This is a genomic window from Alteromonas sp. W12, assembly GCF_001924945.1.
Classification (GTDB): domain Bacteria; phylum Pseudomonadota; class Gammaproteobacteria; order Enterobacterales; family Alteromonadaceae; genus Alteromonas; species Alteromonas macleodii.
Genome location: NZ_LQXH01000001.1, coordinates 1,413,507 through 1,432,733, shown reverse-complemented (window position 1 = coordinate 1,432,733; position 19,227 = coordinate 1,413,507). Strand labels below are relative to the sequence as shown.

Here is a 19,227-nt window from a genome sequence, read left to right as displayed (position 1 = left end):
TAATAGGTAAATACTCGTCTTACAATGCGCTGTCGAAGTGGGAAACTACGGCGTTAACGGCTTTTTCAACGGCTTCAGGTTGGTCGTAGAAGTCAAATTGATTGATGTTATCTAGCCAAATTGCATTTACCGAATCAGTCGCGTTTTCCAAATACTGATGTGCACCTTGTGGCAGCGCCATCGCTTCTGATGCAACCATTAAAACCGGTATAGTCTGTTTTGATGCACTTAACTGCGCATTATAATTAAGCCAACCGCTCCATGACGTCACGTTGAATTTGTTGTCGTAGGCAGGCAACAAACCTCGTGATTGCTCAGTGTAGTAAGGTGCGTTATACATCAAGGCGTTTTCATTGGTTAAACTTGCCGCTTCAATAACTAATGGCTCGGATTTGTCTTTCTCTGCCGCTGCTAACGCAAGTAATTGATTGCGATTTTCTTCACCGCCATAAATGGCTGTTGCCATTGCTTCATCGTGTAACCAGGGAGCCACTACTGCCACCGCGCCTAACCGTGTATTTTGGCTTAATTGAGTATTTTGAACCGCAGCATCAAGCATATAGCCCGCTGAGGCACAAATGGCCAAGCCAGCAATACGGCTGTTGTCCATCTGCGCGACGTTTGATAGCGCTTTGATAACAGCCTGTATATCTTGCGTTTTACGAACAGGATCTTCAAGGTACGCGGTTTGGTTGTCATCAGTATCTCTTGACGCTCCCCAACCTCTAAAATCAAATGTAACAGCAGCGTAGCCTCGCTCGGCTAGTGCCTTTGCATAAACAGCTGGCATTTGCTCTTTTACTGATGTCCATGCACCTGTAACAACGACCACTGGTGGATTGGTAATACCTTTTGGCAGGTATAAATTTGCAGCCAAGTTGCCCACTTCTGTGTTTAACGTGATATTTTCCATTTGAAATCCTTGCTGGTTGTATTGACGATGACTATTTTTGTTTTCACTGCTTAACTGCGCGTGATTAGCGCTTAGTTGTTCAATGCCTGCTCGGGCTTGGTTTAACGCGTCTGTTTGCGATGGTTGTTGAGCGTGTGATACGCCCGGTTGTAATATGACCAGTGGCGATATCAAAAGTGACTGTGCAATTACTGTTATGGTAGGTTTAAGCATTTTTGCTGCGCTCTTTAAGTGAAGAATCAATGAACACAGAATATGAAATAGTGCGCCTTAGTTATTGCACATTAATGCTAATTATTTGTAGGTTATTGCTAAAGGAAACATAAAGCTTGAAGTCACGTTTAGCCTTTTTTGATCATGCGACACATCAACCTTCATCGTGCAAAGACGTACTAGATATTGCTTTTTCAAACGACGGTCTCGATTGGAAAGGCATCATTTTAGAGAAAGGAAAGTCGCCTCACTTTTACCCTCAAAATGTGTATACCCCTTATTTCTATTTCGCACTCGCCCTTGAAAGCGACCTGAATTGGAACATAGAAGCGAATGGAAGTATGGTTTCTTTAAAAACCAGTCCGGGAAACATTTGGATTAATCCACCTAAAACGCCGTTTACACACGACATATCCGAGCCTTGTTATTTTGTTATTTTAGCGGTTGAAGAGCGTGTATTTTTAGACGCATGTCCGTTTAAGGTAGAACAAGAACAGCTGCAGTTTCTGAACAACTACAATGTGGAAGACGAGACCATAAAGGGGCTAATTGAGCTTCTGTTATTAGAGACACAAGCAAAGGGTCGTAATGGGAAAGCCTATTTAAGTAACTTATTGTCTGCACTTTCTGCTCATTATATTCAAAATTATTCAAATTACCGCGACCTTCAAGATTCCTCAGCAAAGAGTGTCAAAATAGGCAAGTCACAGATAGATAAGATTGAGCAATACATTAAAGAAAATATAGGCAGTACCATTAGCGTAGATGCGCTGGCCGAACTCGTTTTTTGCAGCAAGTTCCACTTTTTAAGAGAGTTTAAAAAGAGTGTTGGGGAAACACCGTACCAATTTATTACCCAATACCGTGTTGAGCAAAGTAAAAAATACTTACTCGCGAATACTCATTCCATGAGCGACATCGCGTTATTACTGGGATTCAATGACCAATCTCACTTCAGTCGTGTTTTCAAAAATCACGAAGGCATTACCCCAAGCCAATTCATTAAACAATACAGCACGTAGAATAAACTATTTTGGACACTACCTACTCAATAAAGCCCTTGCTAAGACTTTATGGGTAATTGCCCTAATGCCGCTGCGCATGCCAAACCAATGGCAAACGTCATCGCCACACTGGTGAAGGTGCCCAAAAGTACATATTCAGTTAGCTTTCTGTCTTGGTGTTTAGTGAGGTCGCCGAAGCGAAATATAGATTTAGCCGCAATAAGAAAACCTATGGCAGAAAACTGATTTAACAATACAAAGGTAAGCATGAGTACGCGCTCTAAATAGCCAATTCGTTGACCTGCCAGTGATAAAGTTTGTTGTGCCTCTGTACTTATTGTGGGCGGGTCATTGGGGTGAGAAGACGGCATTTTATTAGCTAATACTTCATCGCTCCAAGGCGACAGCAGCTGTTTAATAATAACTGAACTGGGCTTGAGTACCGCCAAATAGGCCAAGACCACTAATAGGTGCGTTGTACCTACCTTCTGAAGTAGTCCCACTGCCTCGCGCCACTGATTGGTGGCATACAAAAATACGCCTAAGATCACGACAATGTGCGCTATTTGATCGACAACAAAAGACGTAGTGTTTTGCTTACAATACGATTTAATCACGTCAATTTTGAAGTGAGAAACGGCGACTACAATTGCACCAACACCTATACTTGCGATACTTATCGTTGATGAAAACAAGAACATTGCTGCTGCCGCGAGTATACCGTGTATGATTGCGTGTAGGTATAAAGGCAAAGCCAGTGCGTGACGTTCGTTTCTTTGCTGTACCCAGGTAAACGGTTGAAAATAAAAGTCTGCTAATAGATGCGCTAACACGAGTGCCACCAGCAGTTGAGGTTCAGCAAGCATTTGGTTCTCCAGTCACAAGCATTATGTTTTTTGCATAACCCGTCATCACGTTAGTCTTCCTTGGTCAATTGTTCCGTTTTTAATGAGGTTCCACCTTGAACCCATAAAATGAGCGCTCTCTCCATATAGTCGAGATATTCTGCTATCAGTTTATAGTTACTGGCATTGAGGATTCGACTTACATTACTGCGATTTTTATCTAGTATGGCCGCTACACTTTCATGGCTCTTATCCGTGGCTTCAAGATACGCGAGTAAGGTTTGCGACTGGGTTTGTGTCAGTCCATTGATATGCGCGTCGGCAAAACGTGTTAAGAGCTGCGTTTTGTCGTCGAGTGTTTGTTCACCGCTACAAAAAGTAAGATGGTGCGGCTTTATGTTATCTAACCCTCGTCCTGACAACACAAATGCGTCTCCAGTCCCAGTTTTTACTTCTGAAGGGCGAAATTGCGCTTCTCCCACAGCAACACTCATTCGCACGTCTACGCCTGAAGCGTGCGCCTTGAGTGCTAGCCGCAATCCAACTGCGGCTGCAATACTATGCTGTGGTTGTGCAACAACTAGCTGGAATGCGTCTCCTCGATAAATATCAAAGTCTCCACCGTAGTACTCGGCGTAGTATGTTAAACGCTCTCTCAGCGTAGCAATTATCTCTCTGAATTCAGCATCAGAATAAGACTGAGAGTTGGAGACGTCACCGGTAATCACACCAGCGCGCTTTTTTGTATTGCTTGTTAAAGCACTCTTTCTTGTCATTTCACTATGCGCCGCGTTGTCTTTTCTACTTTCAATAGACACTTTTTTCCCGTTCAGGGGTCCACTATGACACGCTACCATCTCAAATTCAAAAACAATCACACAGCAAAATGTGATTATTATTAATCACAAATTCACATGTGACTAAATTGCGTAACGGAAAGCAAAATATAACAAAGAACGTATAGCGGCTGTTGATTAAGTAGAATACTTACTCTACCCTAGAATAGAATATTCATTCTACTTAAAATCTGTTTAATTGGATAACAAGCGATGTGCCAAGCAGACGAAAATAACAAACGCTTTCGAGGAGACCCGGTATGACCGCGCCCAAACAATCTGAGTTAGCTTCGAAACTAGAGCAAGCTTTTGCCCTTTACGGATTCGCAGAGCCTAATGTGGCTAAACTCAAGGACTACACTGGCACCACACTAAAAACCTTGTACAAATACTTCCCTTCAAAAGAAGACATGATTATTGGCGCGCTCGACTATCGTCACAGCCGCTACATCGCGTTTCTGGAAGAAAACTGTCCCTCGACGCGTAACGAAGCAATTAACCACATATTTGAACGCTTGTCGGTGTGGCTAACGACATTCGCTCCCAGAGGTTGCATGTCATTGCAGGCTTTGGCGAGTTACCCCAATAATCTTCAAATTGAAACCGCTGTTAACAACCACAAACACGCGGTGCTAACGTGGCTGAATGAAAAGCTCGAAGACCCAGCCCTTTCAAACAGCGTGTTCCTGCTACATGAGGGCATGTCATCAGCATGGCCAACGATTGGTGATAAAGCATTAACCGCAGCGAAAGGCGCGCTAACAGTGCTACTTGATTAGCCCTTCTTAGCACTTGCATCAACCATTACCTTTCTCGTCTAAAGCAAAAATTCTGGAGGACAATATGAAATCATTGCCAAATGAAATGTACGGCGTGCAGTTAACCAAACATGGCGATCTCGACGCACTTACATTTAACGAAAACATACCTTTGCCTACACTCAGCGACAACGATGTACTTATTGAAGTACGCGCTGCGGGGGTAAACAACACCGACTTAAATACGCGAAAAGGTTGGTATTCCAAAGGCGACAACAATGCAGAAGATGCTGGGTGGGCCGGCAATGCGTTAAACCTACCTCTAATTCAAGGCGCCGACGTATGTGGCTATATTACCGCTGTGGGTAATAACGTGAGCAAAGAACGTATTGGTGAACGCGTCATCATTGAGCCTTGCTTGGTAGAAGTTGACAGTAAACCGCTAAGTACCCCTTGGTACTTCGGCTCGGAATGCAATGGAGGTTTCGCACAGTTTACTAAAGTCGCATCGCGCCACGCCCATGCAATAGATTCAACGATGACAGATGTGGAACTAGCCTCGTTCCCCTGCTCTTACTCTACAGCCGAAAACATGCTGTACAGAGCAAACGTAAAAACAGGTGAGCGAGTATTTATAACCGGTGCCTCGGGTGGCGTAGGCTCTGCTGCCGTACAACTCGCTAAAGCACGTGGTGCCTATGTTGTTGCCGTAACCAGCGAACAAAAGCAATCAGCCATACAAGCATTAGGCGCCGACAAGACCGTTTTGCGTGATGAAGATTGGCAACACATGGCAGAAAGCGAGCCGTTCGATGTTGTTATCGACCTTGTTGCGGGCCCACGATGGCCTGAGCTACTTGAGATCCTAAAACCGTTTGGCCGCTATGCTACGTCGGGCGCAATTGCTGGTCACGACGTTTCTTTGGATGTACGGACTCTGTATTTGAAAGATTTAACCCTATTAGGCTGCACTATTTTAGGACATGATGTATTTGTCAACTTAGTAAAACACATCGAAGCAGGCAATATCAAACCACTTGTATCGAGCACATTCCCACTAAGTGAAATACACCAAGCGCAGCAAGAATTTGAGCAGAAAAAACACATTGGTAAGATGGTATTGACGTTACAGCCCAAATAACGTCGATATGCCCGAAAGAACATAAACCAAAGTCCTTTGACGACGGGCGCTCCTATGAGCTTCGCCGAGTAAATGCTTGGCGAAGCTCTTAACACTAACTCTTACACAACTGAGCATAATTTTCTGCCAGCATATCTTGCGCGATAACGTGCTTCGTCGGCTTGTTCAACAAGCCAGGGCATTATAAGAAAAGCCACTGCTAATCGCGTTTTCAAACATAGGTATTTGTTTTTGTACTCTTTGTAACATTAGGTACTATTTCCTGACATTTTAGACCTGTACTTTGGTACAGCCTGTAAAACGCAGGCGTCTAAAAACAAAAGGAAATATAATGAAAAAGCTCATCGCGTTCACACTAACAATTTGCGCATTTAATGCGTTTGCTGATAACTGTGTTTACAACTGCCCCACTGGTCAATCTGGACAAACCATTACCCGTTCCATTTACACCCTAAACAATAATGCACAAACAAAGTTCGCCAACTGGGTGGCCTATCATGTAACCCCAAGCACTATTGACGGCCCATCAAGAAGTCGTAATTGGAAAGCTGACCCTTCAATTAACTCTGCGAATACTTTAGAGCCGAACGATTACAGCGGAGCATGGGCTACAATTGGCACTGACCGCGGTCATCAAGTTCCTCTTGCTTCGTTCAGCAACACAGCCGATTGGCAAATGCTAAATTATTTATCAAACATTACACCTCAAGATTCAGACCTAAACCAAGGTCCTTGGGTGGATCTAGAAAATGCGGTGCGTGATGTAGTGAGAACTGGGCAAGACGTTTATGTGGTTTCTGGGCCGTTATATGAGTGGTATTTCGCTACTCTGCCAGAGGCAGATGAGTCGCACAGCATTCCTAGTGGATATTTTAAAGTCGTCATTACCGATGTTAACGGCTGGGTGGAAGCCTCTGCTTTCATCCTAGAGCAAAACGCAGCTCGCAGTGATAACTTTTGCGCAACTGAGGTAACGGTTAATGAAGTTGAATCCAGAACAGGCCTAAACATTATGCCGTCACTACCAAGCTATAAAGAAAATGCTGTTGAAGGGGGATTAGGAGGCTTAACCGCTGCGCTCGGCTGTTAATAACCCATCTAAAAAGGCAGGGATGCCTACCTCTTTTTAAATGGCTGCTGTAAAAGCGCAATGATACTTGCGTTCTTCTTAGTGGCTGGCACGTCTTTTTGACCAATGGGCAATGTTTCGTCGCTAAACGCAGCGCGAGGCGTAAAACTATTAAAGAGCCTATCCCACCACGATACGCTAAAGCCATAGTTAGAATTAGATTCATTTTTAGCCTGGCTATGGTGAATGCGATGTAAGCGCTGTGTGATTAGCACAAGCCCAATTCTATCATCCCACTTTTGTGGCAACCTAATATTGGCATGATTAAAAAGGGCAAAGCCATTTAGCGCCACTTCAAAGATAACAATAGCAATAGCTGGAACGCCTAGTATCACTACCGCCGCGGCTTTAATACCTAAACTCATAGCAATTTCAACTGGATGAAAGCGAAGGCCTGTAGTGGTGTCGACATGACTATCGGCATGATGCATTTTATGAAAGCGCCACAACATAGGTACGGTATGAAAAAGTCGGTGCTGCCAATAGATAAGCATATCAAGTAGTAAAACACTTAACGTTACGATGGCTATATGAACAAGATACGTTGATGAATTATTGAGAGGCTCACCACTGTTTAGCAGTTGATTGGAGCTTGAAGCGTCAGCCGGCACGGCATCCAGTAAAACGTTGAACACACCTATGCCTTTCTGCTGCGCCCATAAAGACACACCAACGAGTGTGGCCGGAAGCAAAATACGCGATACCAGCGCCCCCATTACCACCATGGACAAGTTACCCAACCAGCGTGTTTTCCTACTAAGCACGGCTTCACGCGCTGGCAACAGTGCTTCAAGTACTGCCATAAGCATAAAAACGCCAAGAAATACGCTTAAGCGAATAACCGCGGTATTATCCAAAGCAAATTACCTTTATCACGTTAATTACTTTCAAAATTCAGATTACTTTTACTGTTACGAGAACTTTCACCATCATTCATAACCTGAAGAAGGCACTGTACGTTCTGACTTAGCAGCGTCGCGCTCTACCCTGTGAAGCGTAGAAAAGCCCCCTGCTATGCGAGTAATGACTGTTACGGCACAGGCTGCAGCGAACACATAGGCAAGCGTTGCAAAATACTGCGGCCAAATACAGAACGCCAAAAACACCAAAATGGTTTCAGTGCCTTCGGTTAACCCCTGCATATAATAAAAGCTTTTGTTAGCAAACTGGGGCCTATCTATTTGAAACTTCTCTGCTGCAATGGCAAAGGCTAAAAAACTGCTGCCAGTGCCAATAAAAGTAGCTAACAGCACCATAGCTGGCATGCCCCACTCTTGAGGGTTAGCAATGCCAAACGCCAGAGGAATAGAAGCGTAGAATAGAAAATCTAAGCAAATATCCAAAAAACCACCCGCACTGCTGCTGCTTTGCTGATAGCGCGCCAGTTCACCGTCAATTCCATCAAAAACACGATTCAATATGATGCAACCTAGCGCCATATTCCACCAGTTAAGAATAATAAAGGGAAGCGCAAGAATACCGACGACAAACCCGGCAAGCGTAACCTGATTTGGGGTAACGCCCTTGCTGTCTAGCGCTTTTATCAACGGTTTTAAAAGTGGCTTTATAAAAGGGGTAACTTTGGCATCTAACATGACATGTCTCTTTACTCGCTCTGCAGTATTTTTTTACTATTTCAGTACTACCTTCGGCAGTACCTATGTAATACCGCTATAAAATTTCTATGACGTTGCCGCCTGCGGCTAGCGCATCATCTTTATCGTGTGTCACTAATACTGCGGGAATATTACGTGCTTTTAGCTGCGAAAACGTCCAGCTGCGAATTTGACTTCGAAGGGCTACATCTAGTTTGCTGAACGGCTCGTCAAGCAATACCACATCAGGCTCAGAAGCTAACGTTCTGATAAGGCTTACTCTGGCCTGCTGACCACCAGAGAGCGTATTCACAGTCCGGTCAGCGATGCCGTCAAGTTCGACGGCCACTAATAACGCGTTTATGGCGTCGTGTTTCAATTGCTTGTTTTTATATGCCTTATCAGGCATAGCGAACGCAATGTTTTCGCCCACGGTCATGTGTTCAAATAAAAGCGCATCTTGAAACATAATACCCACTTTGCGAAGGTGCGCATCGATTTCGTTTATCACCACGTGGTTAATTTTAATTTGTCCAGTAACGCTAAAGGGGGCCTGAAGCTGTCCGGCGATGGCTTGAAGTAAAGTAGACTTACCTGCGCCGCTAGGTCCCATAACGGTCAGCACTTCTCCCTTTGCTACCTCAGCACTTAACTGAAGCAGCGGCTTGTCATCGCGATAAATAACGATGTTTTCTAAACTAAGCACTATAAATTACGCCCTTGTAGTTTTTGTTCTTGTTTTTATGTTAGCCATGCGCTTTTACTGCACCGGGTCTGCAGAACGATTGCTGTGAGTATCTGATACCAGCATTTGCCTACTTCGTCTTCTCATTGCAATTGCAGGCATGTACCAAGCGATCATAAAGCCAATTAACGGCATTACCGCTTGAATAATGACATACACCGCAGTAAGTCGCGTACTGCTCCCCGATACCGACGCTACAGCCTCAGTCGTAACAGTAGGGAGCGTCCCGCCAGACGCCAGCAAGGTAGGTAAATACTGACTAAAACTAATTGCCAGCCCCAACGCCCATGCCACCATAATGGCGCTGAACAACGAAGGCAGCTTAACATGATAAAACACCTGCCACGGCGTTTTGCCCAAGCTCTGCGCCACCATGGCATATCGGTTGTCGAACTTCCTATACGCCACCGCCATCGATAAAAACACGTAAGGCACAACATAAACCATGTGCGCTACATAGGTGTGAAACCATACGGCGTTTTGAAAAACAAGCTGCTGGAACCAGACCAGACCGTATAGGAAAGCTACGCCAGGTACCAATAGTGGCAAAAATAGAGAGACAGAAAATGCATTCGAAGCAACAACACGCGCTGGCTTTAACTGCTCGCTTTCCAGGGTAAATAAAACAAGTACCAATGAAGTTGTACTCACCAGCACGCCAAGTAATAAGGTATTAATAAGCGGAGTTGTCAGCGCACTTGTTGCCGTACTCCAGTGCAGTAGTGTTAGCCCCTCTGGCAATAACAGCGGGAAATGCCATTGCTTAGCAAAGGAGTACACAACAACCGTGTATACCACCGCGCAGATCAAGATGATGTAAACTGCCATAACGGTAAAACCACATGCGCGTAGCGCAGTATCTGCAAAATATCGATTTCCACCTGAAAGGCTGCGCTTACCGGTGTAAGTCACTAATCGCTCTATACCAAAAAACAACAGTACCGCCACGGCTGAAACTGCCACCTGAACCACAGCAGCGCTACTTGCAAGCAGTCGCATGGACAAATCAATATGATTAAACCAGTGCATAATGGCGACAGCCAAAGTGCTCGGGTTATTTGGGCCTAGAATAAGTGGAATTTCTACATTTGAAGTGGCGAAAACTAGTACTGCTAAAAGCGGTAACTTTATCTGGGAAAAAATTGTCGGTAGCACCAGTTTAAAAAAGCTCGCAGTAGGCGAATAACCTAACGCTGTCCCCACCTTTACATACCCCGTGAGTTTCTTTTTCACCAGCGGCTGAGACATAACGCTTAGCGTCATTAACAAAATAAACGGCAGCTCTTTCAGGCTAAGCGCGATAAGTATACTCAGTCCTAGACCGTCATAAAGTAGCGTTCCATCATTCGCAGCGGGCAATGCCATTTCGCTGATTTCATTAACAAAGGGGGTTGCGAAAGCATGACTAAAATACGCATTCAAGCGCGTGGTGACTGCTGCAAATATACCAGAAGGGCTAACTACAAATAAAAGGGAAATGGCTGCAGCTGCGTGGGGAAACACCAGAAACGGGCTTAGCACACCCTGAATTTTGCCTAGCAGGGAAGACTGGTAAAACGTGGCGAGAATACAAAACGCTGCTATTACGGCTAAAAGGGTTGAGCCAATGCCCGTAAAAAGCGACAACCACATCATTTGCCAAATGTCTGGGAGGTCGAATAGCGCAGCAAACACTTGCGTTGAAAAGGCGTTTGCGCCGATAGCTGGGAAATAACCTAACGCAGGAAATATTACCCCTACCAGCCCTGCCAATACGGGAATACAAAGTAAAAGCAGCAAGCACCAGCGTGCAACAAGCGTAATGTGAGTAAACATTAGTAGCGTGCCCCGTAACGTTCATACCAGGCTTCGCGCAATTTATCAGTCCAGCTTGCATGGGGTTCGGCTAACAGCACCGCTGACTGAGATTTGTCGAGGGCAGATTTGTGCACAGCCTCGTCTTTAAACAGCATAGCTTGTGCTTGTGTCAGCGATGCCATATCAAGAACCGTATCATCACCCCACACTTCCAGCTTTTGCTTCTCGGCCTGTGCTTCTGGCGAAAGCAAAAAGTTTACTACTGTCTTTGCTGCTGTTTTGTTTTTCGAATTGTAGGTCAGCCCCACAAAATGGACATTAGCAAGGCTACCGTCTTGCATGGCATAGGTGCGAACATCATCGGGTAAATCAAAACGATTTACGGCTGATGGAATTTCAGCGGCGGTAAATGAAAACGCGAGTGTTAGCTCACCTGTGCCAACCAAGCGTTGAAGTTGTGAGGCTTGGCGAAGCATATACTTCCCTTGCTGCCACATAGTGGGATGCAATTGGTCCAAATAAGCCCAAAGCGCGGGCAATACAGCCTGAAGAGACGATTCAGTAACAGGTTGGTAAAACAAAGACTGCTTATCGCCGTTAAGAGCAATTGCTGCGTATTTTATAAAGCTAATGCCTAAATAATCGCTCGGCACTGGATAGGTGAAGCGTCCTGGCGCTTTTTGAGAGAACCGAAGCAGTTCATTAATGGTTTGCCCAGGCGTAGTGCCTAGCGCTTTCATGTGCGCGCTGCGATAATAAAACACCATGGACGCTTTCCCCCACGGTGCTTCCATACCAAGCGTGGGTTCACCAAAGTCAGTTACCATGGCAGAGTTCTTTTCCGGGCGGGTTAGCGCGAAATGATCAAGTTCTTTAACCCAGTCTTTAGCGAGCAAGCCATGCTTTTTCATTGCCGCAAAGTTTTCGCCATTTATCCATATTAAATCTACGCTGCCGTTATCGTGATTACCGGCCGCTTTTTCTGCTAATACGCGTGACACGGCGTCACTGGTATCAGCAAGCTTAACGTGCTGCAGTTCAATGTTAAAACGCTGGCTAACTTGCGCGGCTACCCATTGCAAATAACCATTTACTTGAGCGCTTCCCCCCCATGCATGAAAACGTACCAGAGGTTTGCTTTGTGTGTCGTCTTTAGGCGATTGCACTGAGGTGCGCTTGAGCACCGTTGACGCACGTACTGGCGATTGATGCTGGCTCTGTATTTCATTGCCAGAAACATCAACACTGGGAATATCAAACGGCACCGCAAATGAATGCGAAGCCGTGATTAGCTGAGAACTGAAAACAGCTGATGCCAGCGCCAGCCCCTTAACGAGACGACTAAATTTGCCAAAGCGGCGTAAACAAGCCGCTTTCGTGCTAACTAAAGCGCTATTGCGTGGCATTGAGTGCCCAGTCGTAATCTAAGAATTCTAACTCTGCGTTATCTTGCTCAAGCACTGAAACCTGCTGACTCGATAGGTTTAATGCATCTTTGTATAACAGCAAAAATTGGCTGAGATTTTCCGTGTTTACGTTTTTAATACCTTGCCAACTTTCACTTTTCCGATTGGTGTTTTTTTCAAAATCTTCGCTGTACCAGTCGAATATTTTTGAAAGCTTCAAGGTGTTACCGTCCATTCTGTTGCGAGACGTATCGGCTAAAAAACGCTTGGTTTGTGCGTCAAGCTGGCTATCTAGCCTTGCGCCAACATACGCTTCTTCTCGCAGCGCAGGACAACCAATACTGGCACAGTTTACGGCGAAATGAATTCGAGGTTCGTTATATCCTTCCGTGGTTTTATTTTGTCCGCGAATAAGTTCGTGCTCTATTTCATCCAGCGTACGGGTTTTACCAAGTAGCGGCGCAATTTCCTTTTTCCATGGCGACGAGAAAAAGCTGCCTAAATCGCGAATAGACTCAATCTTAGGGTATTCGGTAAGAATAAGGTCAACGGTGTAGGCATTGTAAGCATTTATGAGAAATGCCAGTTGGTCGGCCTTGCTCCAGCCGTCAAAGGTACTTTTTTCTACCTTGGCTAAGCTATTTAAATACTGAGTTAAACGTTCCCTGTCTTGTTTAAACCCATAGTAATCAACTTGCGTGCTGGCACCATTGTCTATGGTTTTCACATGCTCGCTTAGCAACGCACTAAACGGTTCGTGTAGCCTGTTCAATTGCTTTGGCACCGCTTCATCAGAGAGCGCAGAAAAGCTTAAGCTTGCAGCAAGCAGCATGATGCTGCTTACTGCCAATCGACCAAATTTTCTAATAGTGATTCGTCTGGACATCGCGATTACTCTTGTCATTACTTGTTCGCTCGCCCTCACCAATGCGTTTTTCACCGCTAAGCCTTTTGTCACCGCTAATGCTTTTTTCACATTAACTATCCTCTGCGCCATGTATGGAACTTCTCTACGTAGCTGAGCAATTTTTCAGGTGCGTTTGCGCGCTTCCAATTCCCTGCTGCATACTTTGCGCCTTCAGCCCATGTTGGGTAAGCGTGGATAGTGCCAAGGATCTTGTTTAACCCCAGGTCGTGCTTCATCGCAACAACAAACTCAGCCAGTAAGTCTCCTGCGTGTTCCGAGACGATAGTGACGCCCAGTATCTTGTCTTTGCCCGGTGGCGTGAGCACTTTAATAAACCCTTTTCTGGCACTTTCCGCAACAGCACGATCTAACTCTGCAAACTCGTATCGCGTTACTTCAACGTCAATGTCTTGCTCGGCAGCGTCCCGCTCGTTAATGCCCACCCGCGCTACTTCCGGATCGATGAAGGTTGTCCATGGGATAACGCGATAATCGACTTTGAATTTCTTAAACGTGCCGAAAAGTGCGTTGACTGCGGCGTACCATGCCTGGTGGGCGGCCACGTGGGTAAATTGATAAGGCCCTACTACATCGCCAGCGGCAAAGATATTGGGCATCAGGGTTTGCAAGTATTCGTCTGTTTCAATTGTTCTATCAAACTGAATACCTAAGTCTTCCAGACCAAAACCATGTAAACGGGCTTTTCGTCCCACAGCCACAATGACTTCGTCGTAGGCAATAGTAGATTCAACACCCTCTTTCGCTACAACAAGTACTTTTTCACCGTCTTGTTGTTCAAAGCGAAGCGCATCATGGGACGTCAATACGTTTACGCCGCTCTCTCTAAGAACAGACTCAGCATACTCCGCCACATCCGCATCTTCCCTGCCCATTAAACGCGGGGCACGCTCAACTTGCGTTACGTCACTGCCAAGGCGTGAAAAGGCTTGGGCGAGCTCACAACCAATAGGCCCGCCACCTAATACGATTAAACGTTTTGGCGCGTCTTCAAGTTCAGCAAACTTGGTCCACAAGGTATCAGAGGTGACATAGCCGCTTTGCTCAATGCCTGGTAATTCGGGAATAAATGGTGCTGCACCTGTAGCAACCACAATATTTTTTGTGGTTAGTGTTTGGGTACCGCCATCGTTCTTTTTGATTTCAACTGTCCAAGGGTCGATGATTTTCGCATAGCCTTTTACAACATCAACACCCAAGCTAGTGTAACGCTCTACACTGTCATTAGGCGCGATTGCCGCAATCACTTCGTGCACACGTGCCATCACCCTTTTAAACGACATAGCGGGTGTTACCGGCTCTAAACCATAGCTATCGGCATGGCGCATTTGATTGGCCACTTTTGCCGTTTTTATAATGGCTTTGCTCGGTACGCAGCCGTAGTTAAGACAGTCGCCGCCCATTTCGCCAGCTTCTACCAGCGTGACTTTTGCTTTCACCGCAGCAGCAATATAGCTGGTAACCAAACCACCTGCACCCGCTCCAATAACCACTAAGTTGCGATCAAACTTCTTTGGCTTGCTGTAGCCTTTGTAGACGCGACGGCGATTGACCACTGCTACGATAGCTTTAGCTATCCAAGGGAATATGCCTAAAAGTACAAATGAAAAGATAAGCCCAGGTGAGACAATGCCAGACAAACTGTCTATTTGGGCAAGTTGAGTACCCGCATTTACATATACCGCGGTGCCCGCAAGCATGCCCACTTGGCTTACCCAGTAGAATGTCCAAGTCTTAAGTGATGTCAGCCCCATCAACAGGTTGATTAAAAAGAACGGAAATACCGGTACTAAACGCAGCGTAAACAAGTAAAACGCACCTTGCTTTTCCACGCCCTCATCAATCTTTTTAAGCTTTTCTTTGAACTTGTTCCGCACGGTGTCGCGTAATATGAAGCGTGAAACTAAAAACGCCAGCGTTGCCCCTACGCTCGAGGCAAACGATACAATAACTAAGCCTTGAACCAGGCCAAACAAAGCCCCTGCTGCCAGGGTCAAAATAGCCGCACCCGGCAAAGAAAGTGCAGTTACGGCAACATAAATGGCAAAGAACACACCTATACTTAATACCGGGTTTTGAGCAATCTGCGATTGAAACGTATCGAGTGAATCCTTCATACCTTGAAGGGTTAGATAGCTATTTAAATCAAAATAAAAAAAGCTAAATATGGCGGCAACAATAACCCCTAAAAGCGCTACTTTCTTAAACATAAATATCCTTAGCGCTTAAAACGCGTATTGCATGGTAACTTGAGCGTGACGAGGTACGTTTGGCATGACAAGTGTCGCACCGAAATACCCACCTTCAAACAGCGGCTGCCAGTTTTCTTCATCGGTCACATTAATGATATCTAAACGCAATCGAAGGTCATCTGTTACTTGATAATCTGCATTTACATCAACCGTATATTGGTCGCGAATATGCACCGTTTGCAGAAAGTCTAGTGGGAATGACTTGGTATAGAGCGCACTTGCCCCCACTTGCAGGTCATCCGTAATTTGCCAGCCAGCGTTAATAGAAGCAATTTGTGGCGGGATCCCCTGAACGCGACTGTCTGATGCAGGGAACGCGGCAAAAGAAGGTGATCCTACTCCTGTACCTTCAATAATATCAGGACGACTATTATCAAACGCATCAATAACCTGCGCCGTACCTTGAAACGCCGCTGAATCATCAAAACGCGCGTCTAAATAGCTATACGCGGCATTGATCCAAACATCGTCTGCTTGATAGAACATTTGTAGTTCGAAACCTTGCGTTTTCACACCACTGTTACTGCCATCACGGTTACGTAGGCTTCGGGTTTGGTCAAACACAGCGGCCTCTGCATACCAGCTGCTGTTTGGCGCATATTTTACACCCACTTCGTACAGCGTATTTTCAGTAGCAAAGTTAAGCGGGTTAATCTCGTTATTACCGCCTAACACCGTGCCACCCGCCATGCTGTTCGATGTTGCGTCGTTTTCTGAAAACGCCGCGTAAACATTTACATCACCCGTTAATTTGTACACTGCACTTAACTGGTAGCTGGTTAATGTATCACTGTACGAATCTGAAGCTGCTTCAACACCAATCGGCGCTAGTGGGTCACGCGCGTCTACGTCATAGTAATCAACACGTAAGCCAGCAATCGTTGAAAATTTGTCGGTCCAAATAGAGCGCTGCTGAAGCGCCAGGCCTGTTTGCCATGCGGTAGAGTCGGTGGTGTCTGACAAGTTAAAATCGCCGTTACCATCACCGTCTACGTCGTATTGCGCCCCCGGTGAAACATATACGCCAGGACGCAACTCAACTAATCGGGCTTTTTGGGCATCGGTAAGCGGAATAACGCGGTTTGAGATAGGCCCGGTTAAATCAATCGGATTATCGGCCTCAGTGGTAAACTGGCTATAGCCCAACACGTCGTTGTAGCGTAGCGCTAACCCTACAGTCGTGGTTTGGCTGTCGTTCCACTTATAATCTAGCTCAGTACGGTTTTCGAACGTGTCAGCCCCGTCAATGATCTCAACAAAGCTATTTTGCGCTATTTCTTCACGTTCAAGATATTGATAATAAGTAATGTTGCGAAGCGCCACGTTATCAGTCATTTTGTATTCGACACTGCTTCGAATAACCGTAGTTTCAGCACCGTTAATGTCGTCAGGATTTGTGAATACGCGGTTGCGAGGAATAACCACTTCTCCGGTAGGAGAAATGATAGCACCTGCCCCCGGTACTGTACTGCCATTCGGCTGAGTGCCTTGCCCAGTAATATAAATACCGTTATCGATAAGGTCTTGCGTTGGGCGGTTGATACCTGCGTTGTCTGGATAGTCTGTGTCATAATACTCCGCGCTGATATCCCACGTCAGTACATCGCTTGGCGTATAGCGATAGGCTACAAACAGGTTCGTGCTATCGCGCTCGGCAAAATCGTAGAAACTGCCATGGTCTAAGTACTCTGCACTAAAGCGAATACCACTTTTACCTTCTTCTATAGCTGTGCCGTAATCCACTTGCGCTGAATACTGATCCCAGCGCCCGGCGCGAAGGGTGACTTTCCCCTTGCTTTCTGTCGTAGGCGCAACCTTAGTTTGAAGGTTTACAAAGCCACCATTGCGCTGCGTACTACCAAACAACACTGGCGACGGCCCTTTCACCACGTCAATTTGCTCAACGCTATTGAACGACAAAGGCAAACCAAAGCCATTGTTGCCCGCTTGACGTCTTATACCATCTTGAAAAAGCTCACCTAATTGGCCGCGTATACTGGGCAGGCTTGGCGTGCCAAAACCGCTAGAGGCGTACGCGTTAGGCGCCGCTTTTACGATGTCGTGTAAATCGTTAATGTTAAGTGCCTCTATCGCTTGTGCCGACAGTGACGTCACCGCTCTAGGTGTCTCAGCTGCACTTAAACCGCTACCGAAAATGCCTTTAAGTGTGTTATCGCCAGGATTTAGCGTATCTAAACTCTGCTGGTTTCCGGTTACCTCAACTACTTCAATGTCTGCCACTTGTTGGGCATAGAGCGATTGACTGACGGCAAGTGCGAGTGTGCTAACGGCTAGGCCGATTACTTTTTTCATTAACAGATCCGTATTTTTAATTCTTGTTCGACAAGACCGATACGCGTCACAAAAAATTTCAGTACATTTAATTTTCAAAAAAATATTAAAAAACACAAAATTAATTGAAATTTTTATTTTGAACGGTCGTTCTAGTATGCTTGCACTATTATACTTTTGGAGCATGTATGCAAAACAACACCGATATTCAAAACCGACTACAATGGTCGCTACTTTCTCTTCGCGTAACAATATTTATCGTTATGTTCGTATGGACACTCGATAAGTTTGTTAACCCAGCCCACGGCATGGCCATTTTTGAAAAGTTCTATGGTATCGGCGGCGTGCCTGAAATGGCCGTTTACGTTATGGGCGCACTGCAGCTTGCGCTGGTTTTGGCGTTCTTAGCGGGACTTGCGAAAAAATACACCTACGGTCTTATTTTTATTCTTCACGGTGGGTCTACTCTGTCTTCATTCCCGCAGTATCTAGATGCCTTTAATCACCTGCTGTTTTTTGCTGCATGGCCAATGTGGGGCGCGTGCTTTGCACTTTTCCTATTGCGCGATGCCGATACTAAATTTGCCTTTGGCAAGTAGCAGCTATTCGTTAGCTAATCACGCTAGATAATACCGCTAGATACACCGCACGCTAGAAAGTTAGCGCATAGCGATAGCCCTTATATTTAGCTTTAGTAAGCTAACAAGATATGACGGCTACGCTTTTTAGCATTTAACTTACTGTTTGGCAGCAGCATACAGTTGCTGCCATTCAGCCTCTTCTACAGGCATGATTGACAGTCTTCCACCTTTTTTGACCAATGGCAGTTCAGTAATACCGGTCATCGTTTTAATCACTGAAAGCGGCAGAACGCTTGAAAATTTCTCTACAAATTTCACGTCAACGCGATACCAGCGGGGGTTATCCTGACTTGATTTAGGATCGTAGTATTTTGATTCAGGGTTAAACTGCGTGGTGTCCGGGTAGCCGTCTCTTACCACTTCAGCAACACCTGCAATGCCCACCAGCTTGCAACTTGAATGATAGATAAATACTCTGTCACCCCGTTTAACGCCGTCTCGTAAAAAGTTACGCGCCTGGTAATTTCTTACGCCGTCCCACGGTTCCGTTTGTTCTGGGCGGTTTGCCAAGTCATCGATTGAAAATGCATCAGGTTCTGTTTTAAATAGCCAATACGCCATAGTCGTTGTTAATTCTCTTCGTTGTAAATAGACAAGCCTTTCATTCGCTAAATGCGGGCATTTGAAGCGCTTATAAAAACCTGCGCTCATGGCTAGCTTTGCAGCTTGTTGCTTTAAGTGAGTATACAAAGCTCTTTAATTTAATGACAGTGCTATACCTTAGCTTGGCCAACA

17 protein-coding genes are annotated in these 19,227 nt (G+C 45.5%); 5 read left to right on the top strand and 12 right to left on the bottom strand.

The genetic code is table 11. The features are described 5' to 3' along the window. Positions 1-19 precede the first annotated feature (19 nt). The gene (locus AWH61_RS06030) at positions 20-1,126 is read right to left on the bottom strand and encodes an alpha/beta hydrolase (RefSeq protein ID WP_139308973.1); all 1,107 of its coding nucleotides are present in this window, start codon (positions 1,124-1,126) and stop codon (positions 20-22) included. A gap of 116 nt (positions 1,127-1,242) precedes the next feature. Between AWH61_RS06030 and AWH61_RS06025 the strand changes: the two genes are divergently transcribed. Then, the gene (locus AWH61_RS06025; protein ID WP_075176476.1) at positions 1,243-2,148 is read left to right on the top strand and encodes a helix-turn-helix domain-containing protein; all 906 of its coding nucleotides are present in this window, start codon (positions 1,243-1,245) and stop codon (positions 2,146-2,148) included. Positions 2,149-2,189: 41 nt separating this feature from the next. Here the strand turns inward: AWH61_RS06025 and AWH61_RS06020 are convergent, their stop codons facing one another. Continuing rightward, positions 2,190-2,996 (bottom strand): DUF3307 domain-containing protein, encoded by an 807-nt coding sequence (locus AWH61_RS06020; RefSeq protein WP_014949292.1) that lies wholly within the window; start codon positions 2,994-2,996, stop codon positions 2,190-2,192. A 50-nt stretch (positions 2,997-3,046) separates the two neighbouring features. Continuing rightward, complete coding sequence (locus AWH61_RS06015; RefSeq protein ID WP_061094891.1) at positions 3,047-3,793, bottom strand: hypothetical protein; 747 nt, start codon at positions 3,791-3,793, stop codon at positions 3,047-3,049. Positions 3,794-4,071: 278 nt separating this feature from the next. Between AWH61_RS06015 and AWH61_RS06010 the strand changes: the two genes are divergently transcribed. The 3 genes from AWH61_RS06010 to AWH61_RS06000 all read left to right on the top strand — a co-directional run bounded on the left by AWH61_RS06010 (position 4,072) and on the right by AWH61_RS06000 (position 6,800). Further along, a complete protein-coding gene (locus AWH61_RS06010; RefSeq protein ID WP_014949290.1) occupies positions 4,072-4,590 on the top strand; it encodes a TetR/AcrR family transcriptional regulator in 519 nt (172 codons plus the stop codon). A 64-nt stretch (positions 4,591-4,654) separates the two neighbouring features. Beyond that, positions 4,655-5,710: an alcohol dehydrogenase family protein gene (locus AWH61_RS06005; RefSeq protein WP_075176475.1), complete on the top strand. Its 1,056-nt coding sequence runs from the start codon at positions 4,655-4,657 to the stop codon at positions 5,708-5,710. Positions 5,711-6,041: 331 nt separating this feature from the next. Next, positions 6,042-6,800 carry a DNA/RNA non-specific endonuclease gene (locus tag AWH61_RS06000; protein WP_014949288.1) on the top strand — a complete coding sequence of 253 codons (759 nt, stop codon included), beginning with the start codon at positions 6,042-6,044 and terminating at the stop codon, positions 6,798-6,800. A 26-nt stretch (positions 6,801-6,826) separates the two neighbouring features. On the opposite strand, the gene AWH61_RS05995 is transcribed toward AWH61_RS06000, so the two are convergent. The 8 genes from AWH61_RS05995 to AWH61_RS05960 all read right to left on the bottom strand — a co-directional run bounded on the left by AWH61_RS05995 (position 6,827) and on the right by AWH61_RS05960 (position 17,872). Beyond that, entirely contained in the window at positions 6,827-7,696 is an 870-nt protein-coding gene (locus AWH61_RS05995; protein WP_075176474.1) for a sterol desaturase family protein, read from the bottom strand. 72 nt (positions 7,697-7,768) lie between these two features. After that, entirely contained in the window at positions 7,769-8,434 is a 666-nt protein-coding gene (locus AWH61_RS05990) for a CDP-alcohol phosphatidyltransferase family protein (protein ID WP_075176473.1), read from the bottom strand. Between the two features lie 76 nt (positions 8,435-8,510). Then, positions 8,511-9,140, bottom strand: a complete 630-nt coding sequence (locus AWH61_RS05985; RefSeq protein ID WP_014949285.1) for an ATP-binding cassette domain-containing protein — start codon at positions 9,138-9,140, stop codon at positions 8,511-8,513. Positions 9,141-9,194: 54 nt separating this feature from the next. After that, positions 9,195-10,994, bottom strand: coding sequence for an ABC transporter permease (locus AWH61_RS05980; RefSeq protein ID WP_075176472.1), 1,800 nt, complete (start codon positions 10,992-10,994; stop codon positions 9,195-9,197). Further along, on the bottom strand, positions 10,994-12,382 hold the full coding sequence (locus AWH61_RS05975) for an ABC transporter substrate-binding protein (RefSeq protein WP_075176471.1): 1,389 nt from the start codon (positions 12,380-12,382) through the stop codon (positions 10,994-10,996). The genes AWH61_RS05980 and AWH61_RS05975 overlap by 1 nt, the downstream gene beginning before the upstream one ends. Beyond that, positions 12,369-13,358 (bottom strand): DUF547 domain-containing protein, encoded by a 990-nt coding sequence (locus AWH61_RS05970; protein WP_075176470.1) that lies wholly within the window; start codon positions 13,356-13,358, stop codon positions 12,369-12,371. The genes AWH61_RS05975 and AWH61_RS05970 overlap by 14 nt, the downstream gene beginning before the upstream one ends. 5 nt (positions 13,359-13,363) lie before the next feature. Then, positions 13,364-15,517, bottom strand: coding sequence for a dihydrolipoyl dehydrogenase family protein (locus tag AWH61_RS05965; protein ID WP_075176469.1), 2,154 nt, complete (start codon positions 15,515-15,517; stop codon positions 13,364-13,366). 15 nt (positions 15,518-15,532) lie between these two features. Continuing rightward, positions 15,533-17,872: a TonB-dependent receptor gene (locus AWH61_RS05960; RefSeq protein ID WP_075176468.1), complete on the bottom strand. Its 2,340-nt coding sequence runs from the start codon at positions 17,870-17,872 to the stop codon at positions 15,533-15,535. A gap of 167 nt (positions 17,873-18,039) precedes the next feature. Between AWH61_RS05960 and AWH61_RS05955 the strand changes: the two genes are divergently transcribed. Further along, positions 18,040-18,450, top strand: coding sequence for a hypothetical protein (locus AWH61_RS05955; protein WP_014976366.1), 411 nt, complete (start codon positions 18,040-18,042; stop codon positions 18,448-18,450). Between the two features lie 138 nt (positions 18,451-18,588). Here AWH61_RS05955 and AWH61_RS05950 read toward each other — a convergent pair whose 3' ends face one another. Beyond that, positions 18,589-19,053: an EVE domain-containing protein gene (locus AWH61_RS05950; protein ID WP_075176664.1), complete on the bottom strand. Its 465-nt coding sequence runs from the start codon at positions 19,051-19,053 to the stop codon at positions 18,589-18,591. Between the last annotated feature and the right edge of the window lie 174 nt (positions 19,054-19,227).